Here is a 24,455-nt window from a genome sequence, read left to right as displayed (position 1 = left end):
AATGGCTGCTGCACTGGACCAGTACCTTGCCTCTTTAACAAAAAAATAAGCTGAGCGATTTCATCGCAAAATAACTACCAGGGATGGCACCATGCTATCCCTGTTTTATTGAATGCAGATACGCCGCAGTCCGCTCCGGGTAACAGTTTGAACAATTGTAGTAAAAAACCTTTGCGTACTTCAGGAAAAAATATTTACTTGGACATGAATATTTTATCAATCAGACAATTGCAATGCGGATTCCATGAATAAACTCTCTGGTGAAACCAGCCCTTATCTGTTGCAACACGCCCATAATCCGGTAAATTGGTATCCATGGGGGGATGAGGCTTTACAAAAGGCCATCGCTGAAGACAAGCCGATACTGGTAAGTATCGGATACGCGGCATGTCACTGGTGCCATGTGATGGAGCGGGAAAGTTTTGAAGATGAAGACACTGCCCGCATCATGAACGAGCATTTTGTCAATATCAAAATAGATCGCGAAGAACGACCAGATCTTGACCACATCTATATGGATGCGGTGCAGGCTATGACTGGTTCCGGTGGTTGGCCCCTGAATGTTTTTCTCACTCCTGACAAAAAACCTTTCTATGGAGGTACTTACTTCCCTCCTGTTAAAGCATATAACCGCCCTTCCTGGAAAGATGTGCTACTATCGTTGGCAGATGCCTTTGCCGGCAAAAGGAATGAAATAGAGGCGCAGGCAGATAATCTTACACAACACATAGATCAGTCCAGTCAGTTTGGTATGCAGGCTGCAGCCATCCTTGGCATACCTCGCGAAGAGCTTTTCACCAAAGACCAATGCGATACCATCTGCGAAAATATCCTGAAGCAGGCAGATAAAACGTGGGGTGGTTTTGGCCGCGCGCCTAAGTTTCCGCAGACTTTTACGATTGCCTACCTGTTACGTTATCATCACGCATATAAACACCCTGAAGCTTTACAGCAGGCATTATTGTCGCTTGATAAAATGTTGCAGGGAGGGCTGTATGATCAGCTGGGCGGCGGATTTGCAAGGTATTCGACAGATGAGAAGTGGCTGGCTCCTCATTTTGAAAAGATGTTGTATGATAATGCATTGCTGATAGATATATTAAGTGATGCCTGGCAACTTACACATAATGAAGTGTATGCACAGACTATAAGAGATACTATAGGGTTTATAGAAAGAGAGATGACTTCCCCTGAAAGCGGCTTCTATGCTGCACTGGATGCAGATTCAGAAGGCGTAGAAGGGAAGTTTTATACCTGGAGCAAGGCGGAGATTGAGTATGTTTTGGGGGAGCAGGCAAAAATATTCTGCCAATTCTACGACGTAAGTGAGCACGGCAACTGGGAAGAACAGAATATATTATGGGTACAGCAACCGCTAAAACAGTTTGCGGCAGAGAAAGGATATGATGCTGCTGTATTAGATGCGATGTTGAAAGGATGCCGGGAAAAACTGCTGGCAGTAAGGGCAGAAAGAATCAGACCAGCCCTGGACGACAAGATACTGCTGGGGTGGAATGCCCTGATGATTCATGCCTGCTGTAAGGCCTTTAACGCATTGGGGGACGAAAAATACCGGCAGATGGCTATTGGCAATATGCAATTCTGTTGGACGCATTTCCGCCAAAGCGAAGCGGGACAGGCTTTTTATCATACCTGGAAAAATGGACAGGCAAAATATCCGGCTTTTCTGGACGATTATGCAGCACTGATCAGGGCACTGATTGCATTACAGGAAATCACCGGCAATACCGATTATCTCTATAAAGCCCACGATCTTACCGCCTTTGTGAATGATCATTTCAGTGATGAAAGCGGCCATTTCTTCTATTATACTATAGAAGGGCAGAATGATGTAATTGTGCGCAAGAAAGAAGTGTATGATGGCGCAGTGCCTAGCGGCAATGCGCTGATGATCCAGAACCTTTGGTATCTTTCTGTTGTTTTCGATAATAAGAACTGGGCGGATAAGGCACTGGGGGCTACTTCCAGCCTGGCGCAGACAGTGGTCCGTTATCCCACTTCCTTCGGCGTGTGGGCGTGTCAGTTATTACAATTTGTAAAAGGAACTCCTGAACTGGCGGTAGTAGGAAGAGATTTTCTGGCAAGAATGAATGATGTGGGTAATTGGTTCCTTCCTTACCGGGTGCTGGTAGGGGCAGAGAAAGATATTTCTGAAATTCCGCTGCTGTCAGGCAGGGAGCGGGAAAACGATACATTAGTGTATTTGTGCAAGGATTATCATTGCATTAAACCTGTCTTTTATATGCAAGAAATAATTAATTTAATAGAATAATTATGTAATTTGCCCGTTATAAGGGTAGAAAAAGGACGTATAAATGTTAATACGGAGATATAATAAAATGTTAAAAAATACGTTTAAATTAGTTGCCGAACCAAGATGAGTGGAATTGAAAAAGTTGTGTAAAAAGTAACTACGGATTAAAATTAATTATTACATTTGCTATCTTTCATATAAACAAAGCGGGTGATCAAGGTATGAGTAACATATACCCTTGCATATGGTTGAAAGCACCAGGCTGGTTAATAGAAAAAAAGTATTCTGATGAAAGCTACCCTTATGAAGCTTAATTATTTAAGAGGTCTGTTGGCACTTTTGCTGGTATCCCTGCTGGCCAGCTGCGGCGGTAGTAAAGGCCCCAAAAATGCGCAAGGGCAACTGATTGGCGTAAGCCCCAGACCAAAATACACTCCCCCTGTACCGTACGGGATGGTATACGTACCACCTGGAACCTTTCATATGGGTCCCAGCGATGAAGATGTAAACTATGCCTATACTGCGCGTAACAAGTCGATCTCGATTTCCGGCTTCTATATGGATGCTACGGAGATCACGAACAATGAGTACCGCCAGTTCGTACAATGGGTGCAGGATTCTATTGCGCATATTCTGCTGGGACATGTTAAACAGGATGATGGACACGATATCATCGACTGGAAACAGAAGATTAACATGAAAGACAAGGGTACGGTTGAGAAACTGGATGCCATGATCTACACAGAGGCAGACAGGCTCTATGGCCGTAAAGATATAGATGTGGGCAAACTGATTTATCACCAGGAAACTTTCAACTGGGATAAGGCCAAGTTGAGGGAAAACTTCGGTAAACCCCGTTCTACCTTCATTGTGAAGAAAGACGTGCCTATCTATCCGGACACATTGTGCTGGATCAGGGACTTCTCTTACGCTTATAATGAGCCAATGACACGTATGTACTTCTGGCATCCGGCGTTCGACAACTACCCGGTAGTAGGTGTAAACTGGCATCAGGCAACAGCTTTCTGCGAATGGAGAAGTAAATTCTGGGAGGATTACAGAAACTCCAAGAAATTATTTACGGAAGATAAATTCCAGCTGCCTTCTGAAGCACAGTGGGAATATGCAGCACGCGGCGGAAGAGAACAGACGCCATATCCCTGGGGTGGTTATTACATCCGTAACAAAAAGGGATGTCTCCTGGCCAACTTTAAACCAGGCCGCGGTAACTATCCTGAAGACGGAGGTTTCTACACCGTTCGTGCAGATGCTTACTGGCCAAATGATTATGGCCTGTACTGCATGGCTGGTAACGTAGCAGAATGGACTGCAGATATCTTCTACGAAAATGCTTATTCTTTCACTTCCGATATGAACCCTTACCTGAGAATGGACGTGCCAGACGACGCTCCGCTGAAAATGAAGCGTAAGGCCATTAGGGGTGGTTCCTGGAAAGATGTGGGATATTTCCTGCAGACAGGTACCAGAACATACGAGTACCAGGACAGCTCTAAATCATATGTCGGTTTCAGATGTACGATAGCATTGAGCAGAAGAAACAAACATAAGTAACAACCTGGTCGCCGATGATCATTATTATAAACTTGTAAAGCCTTTTATAATATGTATACTATCAGCAAATCAGTGAGAAATAACTATTCCAGACAGAGAACTTTAACACTAAACACTTTAACCAGTAAATTTTAACCTATGGCTATGAATCCTAACAAAGCTAAATGGCTGAACTTTTTCGTATGTATTGCAGCTTCAGTGGTAATCGTCGGAGCATTGTTTAAACTGCAACACTGGCGGGGAGCGGATATCGCTTTGATTTTAGGTCTGAGTGTGGAAGCACTTATTTTCTTTGTGTATGCTTTTGTACCTGATAGCGGTGCAGCGCATGCTGAGGCAACCGTTGCGATTGCAGGTTCCCCAGCCGTTGCCGGCCTGGACAAAATGCTGCAGGAGGCTGATATTACGCCTGCCAGCTTACAACGCTTAAGCGAGAACTTCCAGAAACTGGGTACTACCGTTGACAAGATGAGAGACATCAGCGATGTAGTAGCGGCTACCGGAGATTACACGCAGAAAACAAGAGAGGCAGCTAGCGCAATTGGCAATGTAGCAAACGCTTACACTACTGCCGCCGCTGCGGTGTCTTCCTTCAACAGCGCTTCTGAATCTACCAAAAGCTTCCATGAGCAAATGCAGGGTATGACCAAAAACCTGGCTTCCCTCAACGCTATTTACGAGCTGGAATTACAGGATACCAATAACCACCTGAAAGCAATGAACAAATTCTACAGCAACCTGCAGAATGCTTCAGCTGCAATGAGTGGTAGCATTGATGATGCCAAGAAAACACAGGAACAGATCTCTTTGCTGGCTAAAAACCTGAGCAACCTGAATTCCATCTACGGTAACATGCTCTCTGCAATGCACGGAGGTAGATAAAGTATTGCTAATAGTTTTTTGAGCTAACAAATCTTAATTAAATCTGAAAACAAACTATGGCACTACCTAGAGATCCTAGGCAAAAGATGATCAACATCATGTACCTGGTCCTCACGGCCATGCTCGCGTTGAACGTCTCTGCCGAAATACTGAACGCATTCAATATCGTCAATAATTCTATCAATACTTCCAACAAATCCTTGACTGACAAGAACGATCTGATCTATCAGCAGTTCGAAGCTCAAATGAAGGAAAACGCCGCGAAAGTGGCGCCACTGAAAGCTAAAGCTGAAGAGGTGAAAAAACTTTCTGCTGATGCCTACAGCTATGTTGAGTCTCTCAAAGATCTCATCATCACTGAAAGCGGTGGTAAAGACGAACATGGCGAAATCAAAAGTAAAGCTGACCTGGATGCTCCTACCCGTGTAATGGAGAACATGAGAAACGGTCCGAAACTGGAAGAAAAACTGAAAACGCTTCGTACCCAGTTCCTTTCTTTTGTAGAAGCTAAAAACAAAGAGAAGTTTGATAAAACATTACCGCTGAAAATAGTAATGGGTAAATCCACAGATGATCATGGTGGCGGTGCCCCCAAATCATGGACTACCTACCACTTCAACATGGTGCCTACTATTGCAGCTGTAACCATCCTGAGCAAATTCCAGAACGATATTAAAAACTCTGAATCTGCTATCATCGATGACCTGTTCCGTCAGATTGACGCACAGAACTTCAAATTCGATAAAGTAAGACCTTTCATCTCGCTCAATTCCAAAAACCTGATGGAAGGCCAGACACTCACTGCACAGATTGCAGTAGGTGCCTACAGCAGTACTGTGAATCCTACCATTACTGTAAACGGCCAGTCCGTTACTGCTAATGAAGGTCTGGGAACATTTACTTTACCTGTTTCCGGTATCGGCGAAAAATCTATCTCCGGAACTATTACCCTGCCTAACCCTAATGGTGGCGATCCGGTATCTTATCCCTTTTCCGAAAGTTATAATGTAGGTGCTTCAACCACCTCCATTTCAGCCGACAAAATGAACGTACTGTATATCGGTCTGCAGAACCCGATTTCTATCTCTGCTGCCGGTGTACCTGCTGAAGCGGTATCTGCTTCTATCAACGGTGGAAACATCACCAAACGCGGTTCCGGTGAATACATTGTTACTGTAAGCCAGCCTGGTAAAGCTGTAATCAACGTAGTTGCCAACATCGACGGTAAAACCAAATCACTCGGCCAGAAAGAATTCCGCGTGAAAAGAGTACCAGATCCGGTGCTGAAGGTTGGTGTGAACAAAGGCGGTAACATGAAAGCTGCTGACTTTAAAGTACAGGGCGGTTTACGCGCTGACCTGGAAGATTTCGAATTTGAAGGCGTGAAATATGAAGTGGTGGGCTACCGTGTAGGTGTTTCTGCAAAAGGTAAGGAATACCAGGAAGGTGAGGCTAACTCTGCATACTTCCCAAGCAATATCGTTTCCTCCATCCGCGCACTGCGCCCAGGTGACGAAGTATATTTTGAAAACGTGAAAGTGAAAGGTCCGGATAACATTGTTCGGTCTATGCCTAGCACTATCTATAAATTAAACTAACGGTCAATAAATTACTGAAATATGCGAGCAGTAATATTTAACAGAATTGGTTGGTGCACATTATTGCTGGTTATGCTGGCAACAGCCGCCGATGCTCAGCGCCGCGGAGGTACAACACGCCGCAGAACTGCTACTGAAGCTGCACCTCAGCAGGATCCCAATGCGCCGGTTGTAAACCCCGCAACAGGGAATGCTGTTACGCCTCCTCCTGCTCAGCCCACTCCTCCTACCCCTCAGCGCCCGGACGGCCTCTCCGCCCCGATCGTTGATACTCCACGCAAATCATTGCGTATTGACGGAGTAGTGGAAAGAAACCTCACCAGGGAACGTACTCCCATCCCATACGACTACATCCGCGAAGATGACCGCTTCTGGGAAAAACGTATCTGGCAGGTGATCGATGTAAGAGAAAAGATCAATCTTCCTTTCCAATATAACGTGGAAGATGAATCAGGCGTAAATCAGCTGTTCATCAATATTCTGCTGACCGCAATCAAGAATAAAGAGGTAGAGGCTTTCAGCGCTATCGACGACCGTTTCACTACCATAATGCCTTACGCCGATATCCTTAACAAGATCAGCGGTGAAGAAAGAACAGTACGCAGCATCGATCCGGTTACCGGTGAAGAAAAAATGGTAACCACCCGCGATGACTTTGATCCACGTACTATCAAACAGTACAAGATCAAGGAAGTATGGGTGTTCGATAAAGAAGCATCTGCGCTCAAAGTTCGTATACTCGGCATCGCGCCCATGGTATCACGTATGAACGAAGACGGATCTGTGCGTGCATCTATTCCACTCTTCTGGGTATACTATCCTGACCTGCGTCCTACCCTGGCTAAATTCGACGTATATAACCAGAATAACGACGCGGCCACCATGAGCTGGGAAGACCTTTTCGAAATGCGCTTCTTCGGTAGCTATGTGGTGAAGGAAAACAATGCCTACAACCGCGAGATCAAGGATTACATCAAAGATGGTACAATGCGTCTCTTGGAAGGCCAGTCTATCAAAGACCGTATCTTCAACAAGGAACAGGACCTCTGGCAGTATTAATAGTACAACAGATCAACGATCCATATAGAGATGCAATCAGTATTGTTTACTGATTGCATCTCTTTTTTTATCTTTCTGTATGTCTCTGGATCTATTACAACAAACTGTATGCAATGTCATGCCTCTCCCACAGGCAGAATGGGAGGCTTTTGCCGCATGCTGGCTCCCCGTAAAGTATAAACGGAAAACGATTATTACCACAGCAGGGGAGACTGAACGTTACCTGTATTTTGTGCTGGATGGTGTACAGCGTGTATTCTGCCTCGATGGGGACAAAGAATCAACCATGCTATTTACCTATACGGGCTCCTTTTCAGGCATTATGGATTCTTTCCAGTTGCAGCGCCCTTCGCCCTGGTATCTCGAAACACTGACCGCAAGCAGGTTGCTGCGCCTGAGCTATACAGATTTTGATCAGCTTATTGGGAGGTACCCATTGATAGAGCGTATGGTGCGGTTAGGTACTGTAGCCGCTCTATCAGGCCTGCTGGAAAGACACCGGGAGCTGCTTTCCTTCAGCGCTGAACAGAAGTTCAGAGTACTGCTCACCCGCAGCCCACATGTGTTGCAGCTTATCCCCCAGAAATACCTTGCCTCTTACCTGGGTATAGACCCCGCTACTTTCAGTAAGCTAATGCATTCTGTAAAGCTGTAAAATGTTGATCTGTACCAACTTTTTATCTTTCTGCCCGGTTTAGTTTTGTAGTGGAAAATTTGAAGCATATGATTTCATCCGCATTACTACAATACCTGCGTGAACAGACTGTATCTGTGAGTGACAAAGCACAAGCCCGTTTTGGCGGCGTGCCGGAAGCAATACTGCAGCATAATCCCGCTCCTGGTGCATGGAGCGCTATCCAGTGCCTGGAACACCTGAATACCTACGGGAGGCATTATCTGCCTGCACTGGATAAGGCAATAACCAAAGCAAAACAACGTGGAGGCAGACCTGCTGCATCATTCAACAGCAGTTGGCTGGGAGCATACTTCACCAAATTGATGCAGCCGCAGCAAAATGGTACGCTACGCTCAAAGATGAAATCCCCCAAAGACCATCTGCCTGCTGAAAAACCTGATGCTGGCGCTATTCTCAGTGAATTCATACAACAACAGGTTACTATGCTGCAATTGCTGGAACGAGCCCGGGAAATAAATATGCAGAAGGCGAAAGTGCCCACTTCTTTATCTCGATTTATAAAGCTGTCTGTTGGGGATACATTCAGTTTTGTAATAGCGCATATCAACCGGCACGTGCTGCAGGCTGAAAATGCCATTGCTGCCGGCAAACAGCAGCATAAGCAATACACAGAAAACTGATAATTCGTTTAGCTCTGGGTGTTATGAAAATGATTCCAGACCAGTTTGGCTTTTGACGGGCCTATTTCTTTGGAGAGGTCTTCTTCGGTCAACTGCTTTACCTTGGCAACGGAGCGGAAGGTTTTTAGCAGCTGGGTAGCCGTATTCTCCCCGATGCCCTTGATGCCTTCCAGTTCATTTTTGAAAGTGCCTTTGCTGCGTTTCTGACGGTGAAAGGTAATACCGAAACGGTGTACTTCATCACGGACCCGGCGAATGAGCTTCAGGCTCTCACTGTTGAAAGGAAGACGGATACTTTCAGAGTCGCCGGGGAAGAAAATCTCTTCTTCATTTTTTGCGAGCCCTACTACTGTCATACTACCTATCAATCCCAGCTCACGGATGCTCTCCATTGCGGAACCCAGCTGACCTTTACCTCCATCAATAATCACCAGCTGGGGCAGTGGCTGTTGTTCAGCCAACAGACGGCTATAGCGGCGGTACACCACTTCTTTCATAGAGGCAAAGTCGTTGATGCCCTCCACGGTTTTGATATTGAAATGGCGATAGTCTTTTTTGGATGCTATCCCGTCTTTGAATACCACACAGGCAGATACGGGGTAGCTACCCTGGAAGTTAGAGTTATCGAAGCATTCAATATGTTCAGGCAGTGCTGGCAGCTCCAGATCAGCCTGGAGCTGGTACAGCACCTGTTTTCTTTCCATATCGCTTTTGCCTTCCAGGTGGAGGATCTTTTTCCGGAATAATTCGTCTTTAAAATAATTCACATTCTTCTCAGACAATTCCAGCAGTTTCTTCTTATCTCCTCCTTTAGGGACCGTTACTAAAATATTGCTTTCCGGATAAGATAAGGGGAACGGTACTACGATTTCTGTAGTGATGCTTTTGAAAACCTCACGGAGGTAAGCAATTGCGTAGCTCAGTACCTCTTCGTCACCTTCCTCCAGCTGCTTCTCAAGGGTAACGGTTTTGGTATCAGCGATAGTTCCGTTCAGAATACGCAGGTAGTTGACATACGCATGGTTGCCATCGCTAATGATGGAAAACACATCCACATTGCCCATACGGGTATTCACTACTGTTGATCTGGCAGAATACGACTCGAGGCTCTCAATTTTTTTGCGCATAATCTCCGCCTTCTCAAACTCCATATTGGTAGCATGGTGCAGCATCTGATCCTTGAAGAGGTTCACTACCGGGGTGAGGTTCCCTTTCAGTACGTTCTTTACCTGCTGCAGTCCTTCGCGGTAATCTTCTTCTGTCTGTAATCCTTCACATGGGCCTTTGCAGTTACCAAGATGATATTCCAGGCATACCTTGAATTTGCCCTTCCTGATATTCTGTTCTGTCAGGTTGAGGTTGCAGGTACGCAGCGGTATATTGTACCGGATTACGTCCAGTATCTCACGTACGCGGCCTACTGATGTAAAAGGTCCCAGGTAATCAGAGCCGTCCTTCACCACATTGCGCGTGAAGAATACACGGGGGAAGGCCTCATGTTTGATGACGATATACGGGTAGGTTTTGTCATCTTTCAGATTGATGTTGTACCTGGGCTGAAATTGTTTGATCAGCGAGTTTTCCAGCAGAAACGCATCCTGCTCGGAGTTAACGATGGTAAACTCAATATGATGAATATGCTCAACAAGCTTCCGTGTCTTATAGTTGTCGTGGTTCTTTACAAAATAAGAGCTGACGCGCTTGCGCAGGCTTTTGGCCTTCCCTACGTATAGAAGGGTGCCATTGATGTCGTAATATTTATAGATGCCCGCATCCAGCGGTATGGTGTGAGATATTTGTTGAAATTCCGCTGCAGTCATTTTCAGATCCCGGTTTTAGGTAAAATTGCTACGTTTATTTCCAGCTGCTTCGGCGTCAGGAAGGCAATTTTCTGATAAGTGGCTATACGCATGCTTTTATTGCGCTGATATGACAGATCCTGCCGGAATTCGTAAATCATATTGCTGGTGTAGGAGTGAATATTTACCTGCTGGATGTTACTATTCTTATCTAGATCCATGGTGATCTCTGAAGGAAAGGTTTGTTTCCCTTTAGATTTATAGATCACGGACTTTCTTCCTGAAAATGGATCATAGAGGCTGGAGGTATCATATTCATCCCGCAGGGATGGTTTGTTCAGGTCTATGGCAAATGGTTTCAGCAGATCCTGTACAGCGGAGCTGTCCGTTCCGCTGATGAGGGTGGTGTCTGTCTGGCCGTTGAGCGCCACGGTTTTCCGGAGCATATAGTTCCCCTCCCCGATGTGTGACCTTTCCCCTTTGAAGTATACGGGAAGCGGTTCATATTTATTGTCTTTGGAACTGGTTCCCTGTTTATTGTCTGTATTACAGGCTATACAACCGAGTATGGTTAATAGTACCGTTACGTAGCGGTAATTTTTCATACAGTAAAATTAGCACTTAAATATGGGGAAGAAAAAATGCGCCGTAAAAACGGCGCATCGATGCATGAGCAAATCTGTCGAGAGCACTAAAAATATGAAAATCAGCCTTTCGGCCTCTTTTATTTCTATTGTATTCGTAGTTAAACGGAACTGTTAGTGTAAAAGTTACAGGGCAATAAAAAAAGCGGACTTGTCTTTTTCTGCAAGATAAAACTCCTTTTCTGATTATTATAGTTTTACTTACACAAGTAAAGTTCCAGTCATCTCCTTCGGAGCTGGCAGCCCCATAAAATGAAGAATGGTTGGTGCAATATCTCCCAATTTACCATCTTTTACTGTGCCTTTAAAATCATTGTTGATAATAAATAAAGGCACCAGGTTCAGTGTATGGGCTGTATTGGGAGTACCGTCTTCATTGACCATGTAATCTGCGTTACCATGATCTGCTGTGAGGAAAACAGTGTAGTTGCTGGCCAGGGCCGCCGTTACTACTCTTTCCACACAATGGTCTACCGTTTCCACTGCTTTTACTGCTGCAGAGAAGACACCTGTGTGCCCTACCATGTCAGCGTTAGCGAAGTTAAGACAAATAAAGTCAGCTGTCTTCTTTTCTATTTCCGGTATGATGGCATCCGTTACTTCGTTCGCACTCATTTCCGGTTTCAGATCGTAAGTAGCTACTTTAGGAGAAGGTACCATGATCCTGCGTTCTCCGTCAAATTCTTTCTCGCGGCCACCGGAGAAAAAGAATGACACGTGCGGATACTTCTCTGTTTCTGCAATACGGATCTGCGTATAGCCGTCTTTTGCCAGTACTTCGCCCAGCGTCATGTTCAGATTATCGTTTTCAAAGATAACATGAACATTTTTATAGGTCTTGTCATACTCCGTCATTGTAGTGTAGTACAGCTGCAGCGGCTTCATGCCGAAGTCAGGAAATGCTTCCTGGGTAAGTACCTGCGTGATTTCGCGGCAGCGATCAGTACGGAAGTTAAAACAAAGCACTGCATCGCCATCTTGTATGGTGGCAATGGGCTTATTTTGTTCATCCTGTACTATAATCGGTTTGATGAATTCATCGGTAACACCTTCTGCGTAAGATGCTTTTACTGCGGTGATCACGTCATGGGTAGCTGTACCTGCGCCATTAACGAGGGCGTCGTAAGCCAGTTTCACACGCTCCCAGCGTTTGTCACGGTCCATAGCATAATAGCGGCCGGTCACTGAAGCAATCTTGCCGGTGGTTTTAGCCAGGTGGGCAGACAAGTCTTCGAGGAAACCCACGCCGCTCTTGGGATCGGTATCACGGCCATCTGTGAAGGCGTGTACAAATACCTTATCCAGGCCATTATCTTTGGCTATCTGTATGATGGCTTTCAGGTGTTCTGTATGGGAGTGCACACCGCCGTTACTCACAAGACCGATGAGATGCAGCGGCTTGTTGTTGCTTTTGGCATATGCTATGGTATCGAGCAGTACCTGGTTTTTAGCCAGTTCTCCATCTCTGACAGCTACATTAATGCGCTGCAGCTCCTGGTAAACGATCCTGCCGGCGCCGATATTGAGATGGCCTACTTCAGAGTTGCCCATCTGGCCTTCAGGCAGGCCTACGGCTTCACCACAGGTTACGAGGTTACTGTGCGGGTATTTGTTATAAAGACTGCTTACAAAAGGCGTTTTTGCTTGCGCAATGGCATCGGCAGCCGGTACTTTACCTTCGCCCCATCCATCCATAATTACGAGAATGGCTCTTTTCTTTTCCATATCCTGTCTGGTTAAGGTTTAACTTTTTTAGTTCTGTCTCAGGAGGTGAAAGTACTTATAATGATGTTGAATACTTTCTAAATTTTTTACAAAAATAAAAACTTAATAAAGAAAGTTAATGTGATGACCCTGTTTAACAGATTTCTGAATCAAGTATTTAAACTAAAAAATATATTATCTAAGTGTTATTATTTATGCATTCATTGCTACCACGATGATGTGATTTTGTTGAATTACAGCGTGTTTGGCATAGTTTTCGCATTTAATTTGTGTTTGGAAAAACACATTTTAAATAAAATAACTGACAATGAAGAAGCTATTGATCGTGCTGGTGATATTGTTGGGAGGATTTGTTACAGCATTTACAGTGTCGGCTAGTTCGTTCTATGAAGAGAGTGTAGCTGCCGGTCCATTTGAAGATGTAGTAAGCGCTATCAAACAAGGAGATATAAATAGCTTATCCCGTTACCTTGATAATAATGTGGAGATCAATATAAGCGGGAAAGCCAATTCCTACAGTAAAGCGCAGGCTGAGATTATTCTGAAAGACTTCTTCTCCAAGAACCAGGTTAAATCTTTTGAGCTGGTACACCAGGGAGGAGAAGGTTCAAGATTCGGTATCGGTACGCTGACCACATCCGGCGGCAATTACAGACTGTCTTTTTTTCTGCAGAAGAAAGGCGGCTCCATGGTACTGAATGAACTGCGGTTCGAAAACAAATAACTTCCTACCATAAAATCATTGAAAAATCATGGTGCTCCGCGATTAATTGCGGGGCACTTTTTATTTTTGCACTGTTTTTAACAAACAGGCAAGGCGTATATGATGCTACTATAACATACACCCCCGCACCATAACGCAGAACTAACAACAAACTCATTAGATATGCTGGATGAAACAGCGCTGAACGCGTTTATAAGAAGTGCTCTCGCAGAAGATATCGGAAATGGCGATCATTCTACAATGGCCTGTATTCCCCCCACCGCCAAAGGAAAAGCGCTGCTTAAAATAAAGGAAGATGGTATACTGGCTGGTATGCAGGTGGCAGAAGCTATATTCAGATGGCTGGATATGTACACTGTATTTACACCCTTCAAGAATGATGGTGATGCAATGAAAAAGGGAGAGGCTGCCTTTGAAGTAGAGGCTGCTGTACATACACTCCTGATGGGGGAAAGACTGGTGTTGAACTGCATGCAGCGTATGAGCGGCATTGCCACGCTTACACATCAGTATGTAGAGAAGCTCAAAGGGTACCATACCCGTGTGCTTGATACCCGTAAAACCACGCCTAACTTCCGTTTGCTGGAAAAAGAAGCTGTTCGTATAGGTGGCGGTGTTAACCATCGTATGGGGTTGTATGATATGGTGATGCTGAAAGATAATCACATCGACTTTGCCGGTGGTATTACAGCGGCAGTCAACAAGACAGTGGTTTATCTTAAAGAGCGTAATCTGCCGCTTAAAATTGAAGTGGAAACCCGTAACATTGAAGATGTAAGGGAAGTGCTGGCAGTGGGCCAGGTAGACCGCATTATGCTGGACAACTTCTCGCCTGATCAGATGGCGGAAGCATTGAGCGTTATCAACGGCCGTTTTGAAACAGAGGCCTCTGGAGGTATTACGCTTGATACGCTGGAAGCATATGCTAAAACCGGCGTAGATTTCATATCAGTTGGCGCTATTATTCATCACGCAGTGAGTCTGGACCTCAGTCTCAAGGCTGTTATATCATAAAACAATTTTTTTGAAGAAGATCCTTTTTATCATAAACCGCAAAGCGGGCACCGATCGTGAAAAGCGGCTGGAACATGCTATCCGCCGGTACTTGCCGGCATCAGCGTATGAAGTGAGCATTACCTATCTCGCTTATCTCGGCCATGGCGCTGACCTTGCAAGGGAAGCCGTGAAGAATGGAATAGATACCGTTGTTGCTGTTGGTGGCGATGGGTCGATCAATGAAATTGCACAGGGCCTTATAGGCAGCAACACTGCTATGGCCATTCTTCCACTGGGAAGCGGCAACGGCCTCGCCCGTGCGCTCCGGATTCCGCTGGATGTGCATAAGGCGCTGAAGTTGATAGCGGCCGGAAAACAAAGAGCCATTGATGTGGGATACGCCAATGAGCACCTGTTCCTCAGCAATGCGGGTGTCGGCTTTGACGCGTTGATCGCCGACCAGTTCCGTCATACGAAGAAGCGGGGATTATCCGGCTACGCAAAGCTGGTGCTGAAGAGCTTTACAGACTACCAGCCCGCTGAATATACGATTGATATAGATGGAAAAATAATGACGGAAAAGGCATTCCTGCTCACCGTAGCCAACGGCAACCAATTCGGATATGAATTTAAACTGGCGCCGGGAGCTAATGTATTCGACGGAGAGCTGGACATTTGTATTATGCCGCCAGTAAGATTTTATCACCTGCTACCGGTAAGTCTTTACTCATTGCTGGGAAATATAGACCAGACACGGTTTCTCAAGCACCTAACCGGTAAAGAGATTACCATCAGCAGCAATGAACTGCAATACCTTCAGGTCGACGGCGACGCTGTGCCTCTCTCCGGAAACGGAAAGGTGACACTGAAAGTGCTGCCACAAGCCATGAAAGTAATTGTGAATGATTAACTATAAAATTTTGCAGGATGTCTAAAAAGAAAAATACCCCTGGAAGCGGTATCGTTTATTCCACCGATCCGAACTTTTCATTTGAACCTGAGCACATAGAAGAACAGGAAACACTGCCCCCAGCGCAGCAGCCACTAAAAGTGAAGCTGGATACAAAACAGCGCGCCGGTAAAGTAGTGACACTGATAGAAGGATTTGTAGGAAAAGACGAAGACGTGGAAAAGCTGGGCAAAGAACTGAAAACAAAATGCGGCACCGGCGGAAGTGTGAAGGATGGTCTGATCCTTATCCAGGGCGATTATAAAGAGAAAGTGATTAAATGGCTCCAGGACTGGGGCTATAAGAAAGCAAAATGATTTAGTTATTTATTGATTTAGGTATTTAGATATTTTAAATGCAGCGGAGATTATTATATGTTATAATCATCAACAAATCTCCGCTGCATTTAAAATATCTAAATACCTAAATCAATAAATAACTAAATATTTCTATCTGTTAACCAGTTTCATCCCACCTTCAGTGTAGCGGGGACCTGCTATAGCATAAGTTTTCAGGATACGTTGAATCTCTTCCAGATCTGCTTGCGTCAGCTGTACATCAGCAGCAGCGGCATTTTCCTGCAGGTACTTTCTGCGTTTGGTGCCGGGGATCGGTATGATGTCTTCTCCCTGCGCCAATAACCACGCTAATGAAAGCTGTGCAGCAGTAATACCTTTCTCTCCGGCGAAGTTTTCCAACGCAGTAGCGGTTTGCACATTCTGTTCAAAGTTACTTCCCTGGAAGCGTGGCAGGTTTTTGCGGAAATCGCCGTCGCTCAGGGTGGCGGCATCTTTGATCGCGCCGGTAGACAAACCCCTTCCCAGCGGACTGTAGGCAATCAGCGATACACCCAGTTCCCTGGCAGTTTGCAGGATCTCTCCTTCCACATCTCTGGTAAACAGGGAGTATTCACTTTGCAATGCAGCGATAGGATGTACTGTACTGGCCTTTTTCAGAGAGATAGCACTGGCTTCCGAAAGACCGAGGTAGCGAACCTTTCCTTCCTTTACCAGTTCTGCCATAGCGCCTACCGTTTCTTCCACAGGTATTTTGTCGTCAATACGATGTGTATAATACAGATCTATCACATCTACTTTCAATCGTTTCAAACTCGCTTCACAGGCCAGTTTCACATATCTTGGCGAGCCATCAAAGTAAGTGGTGTTATCTTCATTATACCTGAAACCGAATTTAGTGGCCAGAAATACTTTATCTCTTTTAGTAGCCAGTATTTTTGATAACAGTATTTCATTGGCGCCCTGGCCATACATGTCTGCGGTGTCCCAGAAGTTGATGCCCAGGTCTAATGCCAGTTCAAGTGTAGCAAGAGATTCCTGTTCATTGAAGTCTTGTGCGTTGCCGTATGCAAACGACATACCCATGCAACCCAGTCCTATTGCGGATAATGATGCACCGGTGTTTCCCAGTTTTCTGTACTGCATATGTGTTTAAATTTTAGAGCCCCAAAATTACATGCAGGTAGAAGGATAGCAATTGTACCAGGCAAAGTATTAATTGTTAAAATCAAAGGATCATTGTGTCCGGTAAATATGAGGCAGCTGACCACTCTGGTTTTTGAAGAAGTGCGTGAAGTTGCCCGGCTCTTCAAAGCCAAGGCACCAGGCTATTTCAGCAATCTGCCAGCTGGTATGGATAAGCAACAGTTTGGCTTCCAGTAATAAGCGCTGGCGGATATGCTCACTTACTGTTCGGCCAGTTGCCTGTTTTACACATGCGTTGAGGTGATTGGGATGTGTGTTCAGTGCATTGGCAAACTGCTTGGCAGTTTTTAATGTTACCTGGTGATGAGAGAATTCAATCGGAAACTGTTTTTCGAGTATATCGGTAAAGCGATGGGCCAGCTGATGTGCAGCTGCCATCGGTTTTTTTGATACCCTTACCCGCGCCAGCCGTTTCCCTTCCAGCATGAGTAATTTCAGATAGATCAGAATGGCTTCCTGTTTGAAAGCAGCGTTGTCCTGGTATTCCTTCAGCAGTTGCCTGAAGATAGACTGAAAATACTCGCTCTGCTCTTCAGTCAGTGTATATATTGCTTTTGCGCCCACACGCAACAGTGGGTGATGCAGCAGTTCTTCGTCGTGATTATGTGGAGATTCAAACAGCAACTCCGTGAAGAGGCAGAAGTAACCTTCCTGTTCCGGTGATGTTGCTTTCCATGTTTTGATTTCGTGTGGATTGAGGAAAAGAATGGTAGGGCCATTGATTTCATATTCATCTTCCCCCATCTGGAATATGCCGGTTCCCTTGGTGAACAGGCTGATCTTGTAATAGTCCCTTCTGCTGGCAGTTACCTCGTCCTGGCAAGGGTATTCAGACCTTTCATGAATAGCGAAGCTCCCGCGGGCAGGTGCTTTCGGGATCATTGGTTTTTGAGAATAAAGCAGGATGTTGTCGTTGAAATCTTCCATCGTTTGCAGGCGGATGGAAACAGGTTTATATGTGGACATAATCAAATTTAGATATTAATCCTGATATAGTTTCTTGCTGAGGATGATATGCCAATGTTAAGTTTTAGGGAAAAACAATCTGCGGAAAGCCTTATTACATCTGTATAAAAAATAAAAGTGCATCAGTGTTGCAAATTCATTTTTTGTTTATTTCAGAAAATTTCACAATTTGTTAACGCCTTTATCAACCAAAATCTTGTTATCATCATTCCCGATGTATTGCTTATGCAGAGCGGATTGCCACGTAAGCCGATGAACAAGATTCCCGAATTTATCAACGGAAGTACTGTCACCTGATCGGTACTTCCGTTTTTTATTTGTTGCTTATGTGCCTGTTTAACGTTAATACTATACCTGCTCAAATCCTTCTTCCAATCATTCAACTGCAATAACCTGCTTCTTATCTGACAAGGGCGTACACGTGACAAACATACTCCGTTTACACACCCTGTTTCGCCCGCAAGTGCAGTCCCGTGCCGGATTGTGTGAGTATCATCCGCATTTCATGTCCGTATCAAGTCCACCTCATGTCCGTATTTACTTCCATATTACTATACTATACATTCTATATTCCTGCTATATTGAGTGCTGTCGCGGGCTGGTATTGTAACGCACAGATACATCTTTTACTTTAGTTCCGGGGAGGAAAACAGGGTGGTAAGCATCTGGCCTGAGTCGTATTTACCTGGTTACTACAAACTCCACTTCTCCAAAACCAAGTTGCAGGATTTCTCCATCTTTTTCCAGGCACAGGTGCCCGTCAGGGAGTACGTCCACGATGGTGCCGTAGAAGAGTTCGCCGTCTTTGCGGTAAGGGGCCGGCTGCTGCCAGCGGAAAAGCCGGGATTTGTATTCATTCAGTAATGAAGGGAAACCGGAGGGCTGCAGTTGCCGGAATCGTTTTCCCAGGAAGCCACAGAGTTCTTTTGCCAGCTCAGTAGCGTCCCAGGCTTTGCCGGTGATCTGCTTCAATGACACGGGATTGGGCAAATGGTCAGGAAACCTGGCCTGATTGATATTGAGACCTATGCCGATAATGGCATAATGCCATATACTGCCTCTCAGTACATTTTCAATGAGAATGCCTCCTGCCTTTCTGTCACGCCAGTAAATATCATTGGGCCATTTGATGATGGTCTCATCGCCGGCATGGGAAGCGAAGAAATCAGATACACCGAGCGCAATGGCTGCGCTCAGCATAAACTGCCGGGAAAGCGGCAACATAGCAGGTTGCAGGGCAATAGTAAGCGCAATAATGTCTCCGGGATCAGCCAGCCACTGCTTGCCACGGGTTCCTTTTCCCGCAGTTTGGTTGCTTGTAAACCAGGCTGTACCGGATGTCACATGGCCTGAATTTACCTGCTGCATGGCATAGTTATTGGTGCTGTCAATTTCGTCTAGAATATAAAACGGTTGTCCTATCACGTGAATCTTTTTTAGTCTGATTTCTGGCACGAAAAGTAATTCATTTTATTATTTTCTTAACAATTAGGAGCCCGTAAGCATGATATTTCTGCATGTTATATTAGTGCTTGTTTAGTAACTTTGACAATTAAAGTTTATTTTTAACAAAAACGAGATTTATTGGCACCCTTAACCGTTCTGAGCACGAGGAAAAAGACGCCAGCACGTCTTACCAGAGAAAGTGAAATTTTTACCACCATCATAAAGGCCATACAGGAAAAGAAGGGGGAAAATATCGTATCCCTGGACCTGCGCCAGATTCCTGAAGCCGTGGCCGATTTCTTTATATTATGTGAAGCCAATTCCAATACCCAGGTAAGGGCAATTGCAGACTTCGTAACCGATGAGATAGAGAAGCAGCTGGGGGAGGAACCCTACAAACATGAAGGGTTTACCGCTCAACAGTGGATTTTGGTGGATTATGTGAATGTAGTTCTGCACGTTTTTCAACCGGAAACCAGGAAGTTCTATAATCTCGAGGAAATGTGGAGCGATGCTGACAGGATGGAGCACCATGAAGACTGAACAAATCAGTCAAGAAAGTATTAATATTTTATAATTCTGATTGCAATAAACATCCGTAAAGGAGCGAAAGATTATGGAAAAAGGAGGCAATAACTTCAACAAGGGTTCGGAAAAATCGCCTAAGAAAGGACCGAAGTTCAATATATACTGGGTGTATGCCTTTATAGGTATTGCACTGCTGGCAATGAACTTTTTTGATTTCAGATCCCCTACGAAAGAGATCAGCTTCCAGGAGTTTCAGCTCAACTACCTGAAACCTGGAGACGTAGATAAGTTGATAGTTATCAATAAGAAATATGTAGATGTCTACATTAAACAAGACAGTTTAAAACAGCCTAAGTTCAACGATGTTGCCAAAAGTAAATTTGGCGGCGCCAATCTGGGTCCTCATTACCGCTTCTCTATCGGCAGCGAGGAGTCTTTCAAGAAAGATATAGATAAAGCCCAGGAAGGTATTCCGTTGGAACAACAGGTAAAGATCTCTTACGAAGAGCGTCAGAGCTGGTTTGAACCGATCTTCCAGCTGTTGCTGCCGATTATTCTGATCATTGGTCTGTGGATACTGCTGATGCGTAAAATGGGCGGCCCTGCTGGTGGTAGCGGTGGTCCGGGCGGAATCTTCAACATTGGTAAATCCAAAGCTACCCTCTTTGATAAAGGCACCCGTGTAAACATCACCTTCAACGATGTTGCCGGCCTGGACGAAGCAAAGGTAGAAGTAATGGAGATCGTGGACTTCCTCAAAAACCCGAAGAAATATACCGCTCTCGGTGGTAAGATTCCAAAAGGTGCGTTACTGGTAGGTCCTCCGGGAACTGGTAAAACGCTGCTCGCTAAAGCGATGGCAGGCGAAGCACAGGTTCCGTTCTTCTCCATGTCCGGTTCAGACTTCGTGGAACTGTTTGTGGGGGTGGGCGCCAGCCGTGTGCGTGACTTGTTCAAACAGGCCCGCGAGAAAGCACCTTGTATCATATTCATCGACGAAATTGATGCTATCGGTCGTGCCAGAGGAAAGAACGTGATGATGAGTAACGATGAGCGTGAAAATACCCTTAACCAGTTGCTGGTGGAAATGGATGGTTTCGGAACAGACAGCGGTATCATTATCCTCGCTGCTACCAACCGCCCGGATGTACTGGATAGCGCGTTGCTGCGTCCCGGTCGTTTCGACCGTCAGATCTCCATCGATAAACCAGACCTGGCAGGAAGAAAAACAATTTTTGAAGTGCACCTGAAGCCTATCAAAACTTCCCCTAACCTGGATGTGGAGAAACTGGCTTCCATGACACCTGGCTTTGCAGGCGCCGATATCGCCAACGTTTGTAACGAGGCGGCTCTCATCGCAGCCCGTAAGGGTAAATCACAGGTGGAAATGGATGACTTCAATGACGCTATTGACCGTGTGATCGGTGGTCTGGAAAAGAAAAACAAGATCATCTCTCCGGAAGAAAAAGAAGTAATCGCTTATCACGAAGCCGGACACGCTATCTGTGGCTGGTACCTGGAGCACGCCAACCCGTTGGTGAAAGTAACCATTGTACCGCGCGGTGTGGCTGCGCTCGGATATGCACAGTATCTCCCTAAAGAACAATACCTGTACAATACCGAACAACTGAACGACGATATCTGCATGACCCTTGGCGGCCGTGCCGTAGAAGAACTGGTGTTTGGTAAAATATCCACCGGCGCTCAGAACGACCTGCAGGTGATCACCCGCATGGCCTACGCTATGGTGACCGTTTACGGTATGAACGAAAAAGTAGGTAATGTATCCTTCTATGATCCTAACAGTGATCAATCTTTCACCAAACCTTACTCCGAAGAAACATCCAAGATGATCGACGAAGAAGTGAGGAAGCTGATCGATACGGCTTATGTAAGGACCAAGAACCTGCTCAGCGAGAAAATGGAACAGGTGAAAACACTTGCCAAAGAATTGTTGCAGAAGGAAGTACTTTATCAGGCAGACCTTGAAAGGCTGATCGGTAAACGCCCTTATGATACACATAAGGAGCATCATCTGAACAAGGATGGAATGACTACGGATGGCGTACACCCGTCAGACATCATCAATCCTTCACCTTCACCTGCTAATGCGTAACTATTAATATGAAGATTTCTCCTGCCAAGGAAAATATTCTCAAGAGAGTGCGGAATGCATTAAGTCAGTCAGTACAGTTGCCCTTCCCTAATTCGGAGGGCAACTCTTCTGTTTTTAAGACAGAGAATGAAGGACTTGAGCTGAAGTTTGCAGAAGAGTTTGCCAGGCTGCAGGGGAAATTTGTTTTCTGTACCAGCAAAGCAGAGCTTATCGATAACCTGCGTGCGCTTACAGAAAACAAGGAATGGCAGAATGTTGTATGCCAGACACCTTCCCTGTTGAAAACACTGCGCTGGGAAGAACTGCCGTTTCTGAATAAAGGCAATATGCATGAAGCAGATGCCGCTATCACTGACTGTGAACTGCTGGTTGCACGTACCGGTACAGTGGTTTTAAGCGCCGCACAGGCCAGTGGCAGAGCATTGCCAATATACGCTCCCGTTCACATCATCATCGCCTATACACACCAGTTGGTATTCGACCTGAAGGATGCTTTCAACAGACTGAAAGATAAGTACGGGAATGATTTACCATCTGTTGTTTCTTTTGCTACAGGCCCCAGCAGAACAGCAGACATTGAAAAAACACTGGTGGTAGGTGTCCACGGGCCTAAAGAAGTATACGTATTTTTAGTTGATGTCGGCTTTTAGTTATCAGCTTGCGTGATCCTATGACCCAATGCTGACAGCTAAAGCTAATGGCTTTTTAATTCATGGACTTACTTTTACCAGCCAATAAGAAAATATATTTTGCTTCGGACTTCCATCTGGGTGCACCAGATCCTGCTGCCAGCCGGCAACGGGAGAAACTGATCATTCAATGGCTGGAGCAGGCCGAACAGGATGCCCACCACATTTTCCTGGTAGGTGATATTTTTGATTTCTGGTTTGAGTACAAGCATGTGATCCCCAAAGGCTACAGCCGTATCTTAGGCAAGCTGGCTACCCTCTCTGACAAAGGTATTGGTATATCAGTTTTTATTGGCAACCATGATATGTGGATGGACGGCTATTTTGAAGATGAGCTGAATATCCCCGTGTATTATGAGCCGCAGACCTATAACATTGCCGGAAAGAAATTCTATATCGGCCATGGCGATGGGCTTGGTCCCGGAGATCATGGATATAAATTTCTGAAGAAGATTTTCCGTAATCCTTTCTGCCGCTGGCTCTTTTCATGTATCCATCCGGTGGCGGGTATCTCGCTGGCTAATTATTTCAGCCGCAAGAGTCGTGCTGCCACAGGCCAGGAGCTGGAAAAATTCCTGGGAGAAGACCAGGAATGGCTGGCCATTTATAGTAAGGAAGTGCTGCAACGCGAGCATTTCGATTATTTTATCTTCGGGCATCGTCATCTTCCACTTGATATTAAAGTGGGCGAAAACAGCCATTATATCAATCTTGGCGACTGGCTCAACTACTTCTCTTATGTTGTATTTGACGGACAGCATGCAACATTGAAATTCTTTACTGAAGCAGGTGAGAAGGCCGCCAGATCAGGCGTCCAGAATTTCGTGCAGAATGGGCGGTGAGTGCAGCTCAGTAAAGTCTGGCATATGCAGCCGCAGAAAGTCCAGATAGGCATATAATAGCTTTCTTCTCTTTTCTTTACTCATATTGATACTTTCAAGTTGCTGTGCTTCATGGCAGCCAAACAGACGGTCTGTAAGCTCGCTGTTGTCTGGTTCGAGGTGGTTGGAGTGATGTGGCGGCAGGTCGGTAAAAGTGCCGTCCTGGAGGTCCAGGTAGGGCGTATATTCGGAATAGTGGCCGTTGAGCCTGAAACCCATATGTTCCGCCAGTTTCAGGGTGAAATAGAGTGGCAGATTGGCTGTTGTTTGCGAAGGTGATATATCCAGCAGCTGTAATGTGTTTTCTGTGAAATAGTACAGTTCCAGGTGCTGTTCCGGTTGTTTCAGACTTTTCTGCAGTAATTCGATGATGTAAAGTGCAACGGTATTTTTAACCACATTAAAGTGCACGGCATTGTAAATGTATGCCAGCTTGAATTCGGAGATCCGTTGCAGGTTCTTTATTTCGTTATGATACACCACCAGCTCCAGTATATTACCGGGTTGCAGCAGGTTGCCTTTGGCGGCCTTCGGTTTGGATGAGCGCGCGCCATTGACAATATAGGATTGCATGCCGAATAATTCTGTGAAAATACCTACGATCAGGCTGGTGTCTCCATACTTCACGGTACGTAGTACGATGCCACGTGTTTTGTGTAACATTTTTGCAGCAGTTAGCTATCAGTTATCAGCGTTTAATAATTGTAAAGGTAGCAATTTAGTGAAAAGATGATTACCGGAGCGGTGGGGGAATGAGCGGCTAAAAGCTACCTGCCAATGGCTATTT

At 45.3% G+C, this 24,455-nt stretch carries 22 protein-coding genes; 15 read left to right on the top strand and 7 right to left on the bottom strand.

Annotated features, from left to right (window positions below; all coding sequences use genetic code 11):
* Positions 1–244: 244 nt before the first annotated feature.
* The 7 genes from VM802_RS01960 (at position 245) to VM802_RS01930 (ending at position 8,703) form a co-directional block, all read left to right on the top strand.
* On the top strand, positions 245–2,293 hold the full coding sequence (locus tag VM802_RS01960) for a thioredoxin domain-containing protein (protein WP_325527406.1): 2,049 nt from the start codon (positions 245–247) through the stop codon (positions 2,291–2,293).
* A 285-nt stretch (positions 2,294–2,578) separates the two neighbouring features.
* Positions 2,579–3,847: a T9SS ring complex lipoprotein PorK/GldK gene (gene porK, locus VM802_RS01955; RefSeq protein ID WP_325527404.1), complete on the top strand. Its 1,269-nt coding sequence runs from the start codon at positions 2,579–2,581 to the stop codon at positions 3,845–3,847.
* Positions 3,848–3,991: 144 nt separating this feature from the next.
* Positions 3,992–4,729 carry a type IX secretion system motor protein PorL/GldL gene (gene porL / locus VM802_RS01950; protein ID WP_325527402.1) on the top strand — a complete coding sequence of 246 codons (738 nt, stop codon included), beginning with the start codon at positions 3,992–3,994 and terminating at the stop codon, positions 4,727–4,729.
* A 56-nt stretch (positions 4,730–4,785) separates the two neighbouring features.
* Positions 4,786–6,327, top strand: coding sequence for a type IX secretion system motor protein PorM/GldM (gene porM / locus VM802_RS01945; RefSeq protein WP_325527400.1), 1,542 nt, complete (start codon positions 4,786–4,788; stop codon positions 6,325–6,327).
* A 21-nt stretch (positions 6,328–6,348) separates the two neighbouring features.
* Positions 6,349–7,386, top strand: coding sequence for a type IX secretion system ring subunit PorN/GldN (gene porN / locus VM802_RS01940; protein ID WP_325527398.1), 1,038 nt, complete (start codon positions 6,349–6,351; stop codon positions 7,384–7,386).
* Between the two features lie 118 nt (positions 7,387–7,504).
* Positions 7,505–8,041 carry a Crp/Fnr family transcriptional regulator gene (locus VM802_RS01935; RefSeq protein WP_325527395.1) on the top strand — a complete coding sequence of 179 codons (537 nt, stop codon included), beginning with the start codon at positions 7,505–7,507 and terminating at the stop codon, positions 8,039–8,041.
* A gap of 68 nt (positions 8,042–8,109) precedes the next feature.
* Positions 8,110–8,703 carry a DinB family protein gene (locus VM802_RS01930; RefSeq protein WP_325527393.1) on the top strand — a complete coding sequence of 198 codons (594 nt, stop codon included), beginning with the start codon at positions 8,110–8,112 and terminating at the stop codon, positions 8,701–8,703.
* 8 nt (positions 8,704–8,711) lie between these two features.
* On the opposite strand, the gene uvrC is transcribed toward VM802_RS01930, so the two are convergent.
* The 3 genes from uvrC to gpmI form a co-directional block, all read right to left on the bottom strand.
* Positions 8,712–10,523, bottom strand: a complete 1,812-nt coding sequence (gene uvrC / locus VM802_RS01925; protein WP_325527391.1) for an excinuclease ABC subunit UvrC — start codon at positions 10,521–10,523, stop codon at positions 8,712–8,714.
* A gap of 2 nt (positions 10,524–10,525) precedes the next feature.
* Entirely contained in the window at positions 10,526–11,107 is a 582-nt protein-coding gene (locus VM802_RS01920) for a hypothetical protein (RefSeq protein WP_325527389.1), read from the bottom strand.
* Positions 11,108–11,347: 240 nt separating this feature from the next.
* Positions 11,348–12,871 carry a 2,3-bisphosphoglycerate-independent phosphoglycerate mutase gene (gene gpmI, locus VM802_RS01915; protein WP_325527387.1) on the bottom strand — a complete coding sequence of 508 codons (1,524 nt, stop codon included), beginning with the start codon at positions 12,869–12,871 and terminating at the stop codon, positions 11,348–11,350.
* 307 nt (positions 12,872–13,178) lie between these two features.
* Between gpmI and VM802_RS01910 the strand changes: the two genes are divergently transcribed.
* The 4 genes from VM802_RS01910 (at position 13,179) to VM802_RS01895 (ending at position 15,857) form a co-directional block, all read left to right on the top strand.
* Positions 13,179–13,595 (top strand): DUF4783 domain-containing protein, encoded by a 417-nt coding sequence (locus VM802_RS01910; protein WP_325527385.1) that lies wholly within the window; start codon positions 13,179–13,181, stop codon positions 13,593–13,595.
* Between the two features lie 162 nt (positions 13,596–13,757).
* Positions 13,758–14,609 (top strand): carboxylating nicotinate-nucleotide diphosphorylase, encoded by an 852-nt coding sequence (gene nadC / locus VM802_RS01905; protein WP_325527383.1) that lies wholly within the window; start codon positions 13,758–13,760, stop codon positions 14,607–14,609.
* Between the two features lie 10 nt (positions 14,610–14,619).
* Positions 14,620–15,501 carry a diacylglycerol/lipid kinase family protein gene (locus tag VM802_RS01900; RefSeq protein ID WP_325527381.1) on the top strand — a complete coding sequence of 294 codons (882 nt, stop codon included), beginning with the start codon at positions 14,620–14,622 and terminating at the stop codon, positions 15,499–15,501.
* A 17-nt stretch (positions 15,502–15,518) separates the two neighbouring features.
* Positions 15,519–15,857 carry a translation initiation factor gene (locus tag VM802_RS01895; RefSeq protein ID WP_325527379.1) on the top strand — a complete coding sequence of 113 codons (339 nt, stop codon included), beginning with the start codon at positions 15,519–15,521 and terminating at the stop codon, positions 15,855–15,857.
* A gap of 132 nt (positions 15,858–15,989) precedes the next feature.
* Here the strand turns inward: VM802_RS01895 and VM802_RS01890 are convergent, their stop codons facing one another.
* The 3 genes from VM802_RS01890 to VM802_RS01880 form a co-directional block, all read right to left on the bottom strand.
* Positions 15,990–16,982 (bottom strand): aldo/keto reductase, encoded by a 993-nt coding sequence (locus VM802_RS01890; protein ID WP_325527377.1) that lies wholly within the window; start codon positions 16,980–16,982, stop codon positions 15,990–15,992.
* A 90-nt stretch (positions 16,983–17,072) separates the two neighbouring features.
* The gene (locus VM802_RS01885; RefSeq protein WP_325527375.1) at positions 17,073–18,008 is read right to left on the bottom strand and encodes an AraC family transcriptional regulator; all 936 of its coding nucleotides are present in this window, start codon (positions 18,006–18,008) and stop codon (positions 17,073–17,075) included.
* Positions 18,009–18,689: 681 nt separating this feature from the next.
* Entirely contained in the window at positions 18,690–19,433 is a 744-nt protein-coding gene (locus VM802_RS01880; protein WP_325527373.1) for a biotin--[acetyl-CoA-carboxylase] ligase, read from the bottom strand.
* A gap of 159 nt (positions 19,434–19,592) precedes the next feature.
* On the opposite strand from VM802_RS01880, the gene rsfS reads away from it, so the two are divergent.
* The 4 genes from rsfS (at position 19,593) to VM802_RS01860 (ending at position 23,629) form a co-directional block, all read left to right on the top strand.
* Entirely contained in the window at positions 19,593–19,997 is a 405-nt protein-coding gene (gene rsfS, locus VM802_RS01875) for a ribosome silencing factor (protein WP_325527371.1), read from the top strand.
* 73 nt (positions 19,998–20,070) lie between these two features.
* On the top strand, positions 20,071–22,098 hold the full coding sequence (ftsH, locus tag VM802_RS01870) for an ATP-dependent zinc metalloprotease FtsH (RefSeq protein ID WP_325527369.1): 2,028 nt from the start codon (positions 20,071–20,073) through the stop codon (positions 22,096–22,098).
* Positions 22,099–22,106: 8 nt separating this feature from the next.
* Positions 22,107–22,748 (top strand): LutC/YkgG family protein, encoded by a 642-nt coding sequence (locus VM802_RS01865; protein ID WP_325527367.1) that lies wholly within the window; start codon positions 22,107–22,109, stop codon positions 22,746–22,748.
* Between the two features lie 62 nt (positions 22,749–22,810).
* Positions 22,811–23,629, top strand: a complete 819-nt coding sequence (locus tag VM802_RS01860; protein WP_325527365.1) for a UDP-2,3-diacylglucosamine diphosphatase — start codon at positions 22,811–22,813, stop codon at positions 23,627–23,629.
* On the opposite strand, the gene recO is transcribed toward VM802_RS01860, so the two are convergent.
* Positions 23,594–24,331, bottom strand: coding sequence for a DNA repair protein RecO (gene recO, locus VM802_RS01855; RefSeq protein WP_325527363.1), 738 nt, complete (start codon positions 24,329–24,331; stop codon positions 23,594–23,596). The genes VM802_RS01860 and recO overlap by 36 nt on opposite strands.
* Between the last annotated feature and the right edge of the window lie 124 nt (positions 24,332–24,455).

The sequence above is a fragment of the Chitinophaga sp. genome (assembly GCF_035538455.1).
Taxonomy (GTDB): domain Bacteria; phylum Bacteroidota; class Bacteroidia; order Chitinophagales; family Chitinophagaceae; genus Chitinophaga.
Note: the sequence above shows the minus strand (reverse complement) of the source record. Positions and strands in the feature narration are given on the sequence as shown.

What these genes read in the sequence shown, in the direction of transcription:
- VM802_RS01960 (WP_325527406.1), top strand. Translation starts at nt 245, where the DNA reads ATGAATAAACTCTCTGGTGAAACCAGCCCTTATCTGTTGCAACACGCC.
- porK (WP_325527404.1), top strand. Translation starts at nt 2,579, where the DNA reads ATGAAGCTTAATTATTTAAGAGGTCTGTTGGCACTTTTGCTGGTATCC.
- porL (WP_325527402.1), top strand. Translation starts at nt 3,992, where the DNA reads ATGAATCCTAACAAAGCTAAATGGCTGAACTTTTTCGTATGTATTGCA.
- porM (WP_325527400.1), top strand. Translation starts at nt 4,786, where the DNA reads ATGGCACTACCTAGAGATCCTAGGCAAAAGATGATCAACATCATGTAC.
- porN (WP_325527398.1), top strand. Translation starts at nt 6,349, where the DNA reads ATGCGAGCAGTAATATTTAACAGAATTGGTTGGTGCACATTATTGCTG.
- VM802_RS01935 (WP_325527395.1), top strand. Translation starts at nt 7,505, where the DNA reads ATGCCTCTCCCACAGGCAGAATGGGAGGCTTTTGCCGCATGCTGGCTC.
- VM802_RS01930 (WP_325527393.1), top strand. Translation starts at nt 8,110, where the DNA reads ATGATTTCATCCGCATTACTACAATACCTGCGTGAACAGACTGTATCT.
- uvrC (WP_325527391.1), bottom strand. Translation starts at nt 10,523, where the DNA reads ATGACTGCAGCGGAATTTCAACAAATATCTCACACCATACCGCTGGAT.
- VM802_RS01920 (WP_325527389.1), bottom strand. Translation starts at nt 11,107, where the DNA reads ATGAAAAATTACCGCTACGTAACGGTACTATTAACCATACTCGGTTGT.
- gpmI (WP_325527387.1), bottom strand. Translation starts at nt 12,871, where the DNA reads ATGGAAAAGAAAAGAGCCATTCTCGTAATTATGGATGGATGGGGCGAA.
- VM802_RS01910 (WP_325527385.1), top strand. Translation starts at nt 13,179, where the DNA reads ATGAAGAAGCTATTGATCGTGCTGGTGATATTGTTGGGAGGATTTGTT.
- nadC (WP_325527383.1), top strand. Translation starts at nt 13,758, where the DNA reads ATGCTGGATGAAACAGCGCTGAACGCGTTTATAAGAAGTGCTCTCGCA.
- VM802_RS01895 (WP_325527379.1), top strand. Translation starts at nt 15,519, where the DNA reads ATGTCTAAAAAGAAAAATACCCCTGGAAGCGGTATCGTTTATTCCACC.
- VM802_RS01890 (WP_325527377.1), bottom strand. Translation starts at nt 16,982, where the DNA reads ATGCAGTACAGAAAACTGGGAAACACCGGTGCATCATTATCCGCAATA.
- VM802_RS01885 (WP_325527375.1), bottom strand. Translation starts at nt 18,008, where the DNA reads ATGTCCACATATAAACCTGTTTCCATCCGCCTGCAAACGATGGAAGAT.
- ftsH (WP_325527369.1), top strand. Translation starts at nt 20,071, where the DNA reads ATGGAAAAAGGAGGCAATAACTTCAACAAGGGTTCGGAAAAATCGCCT.
- VM802_RS01865 (WP_325527367.1), top strand. Translation starts at nt 22,107, where the DNA reads ATGAAGATTTCTCCTGCCAAGGAAAATATTCTCAAGAGAGTGCGGAAT.
- VM802_RS01860 (WP_325527365.1), top strand. Translation starts at nt 22,811, where the DNA reads ATGGACTTACTTTTACCAGCCAATAAGAAAATATATTTTGCTTCGGAC.
- recO (WP_325527363.1), bottom strand. Translation starts at nt 24,331, where the DNA reads ATGTTACACAAAACACGTGGCATCGTACTACGTACCGTGAAGTATGGA.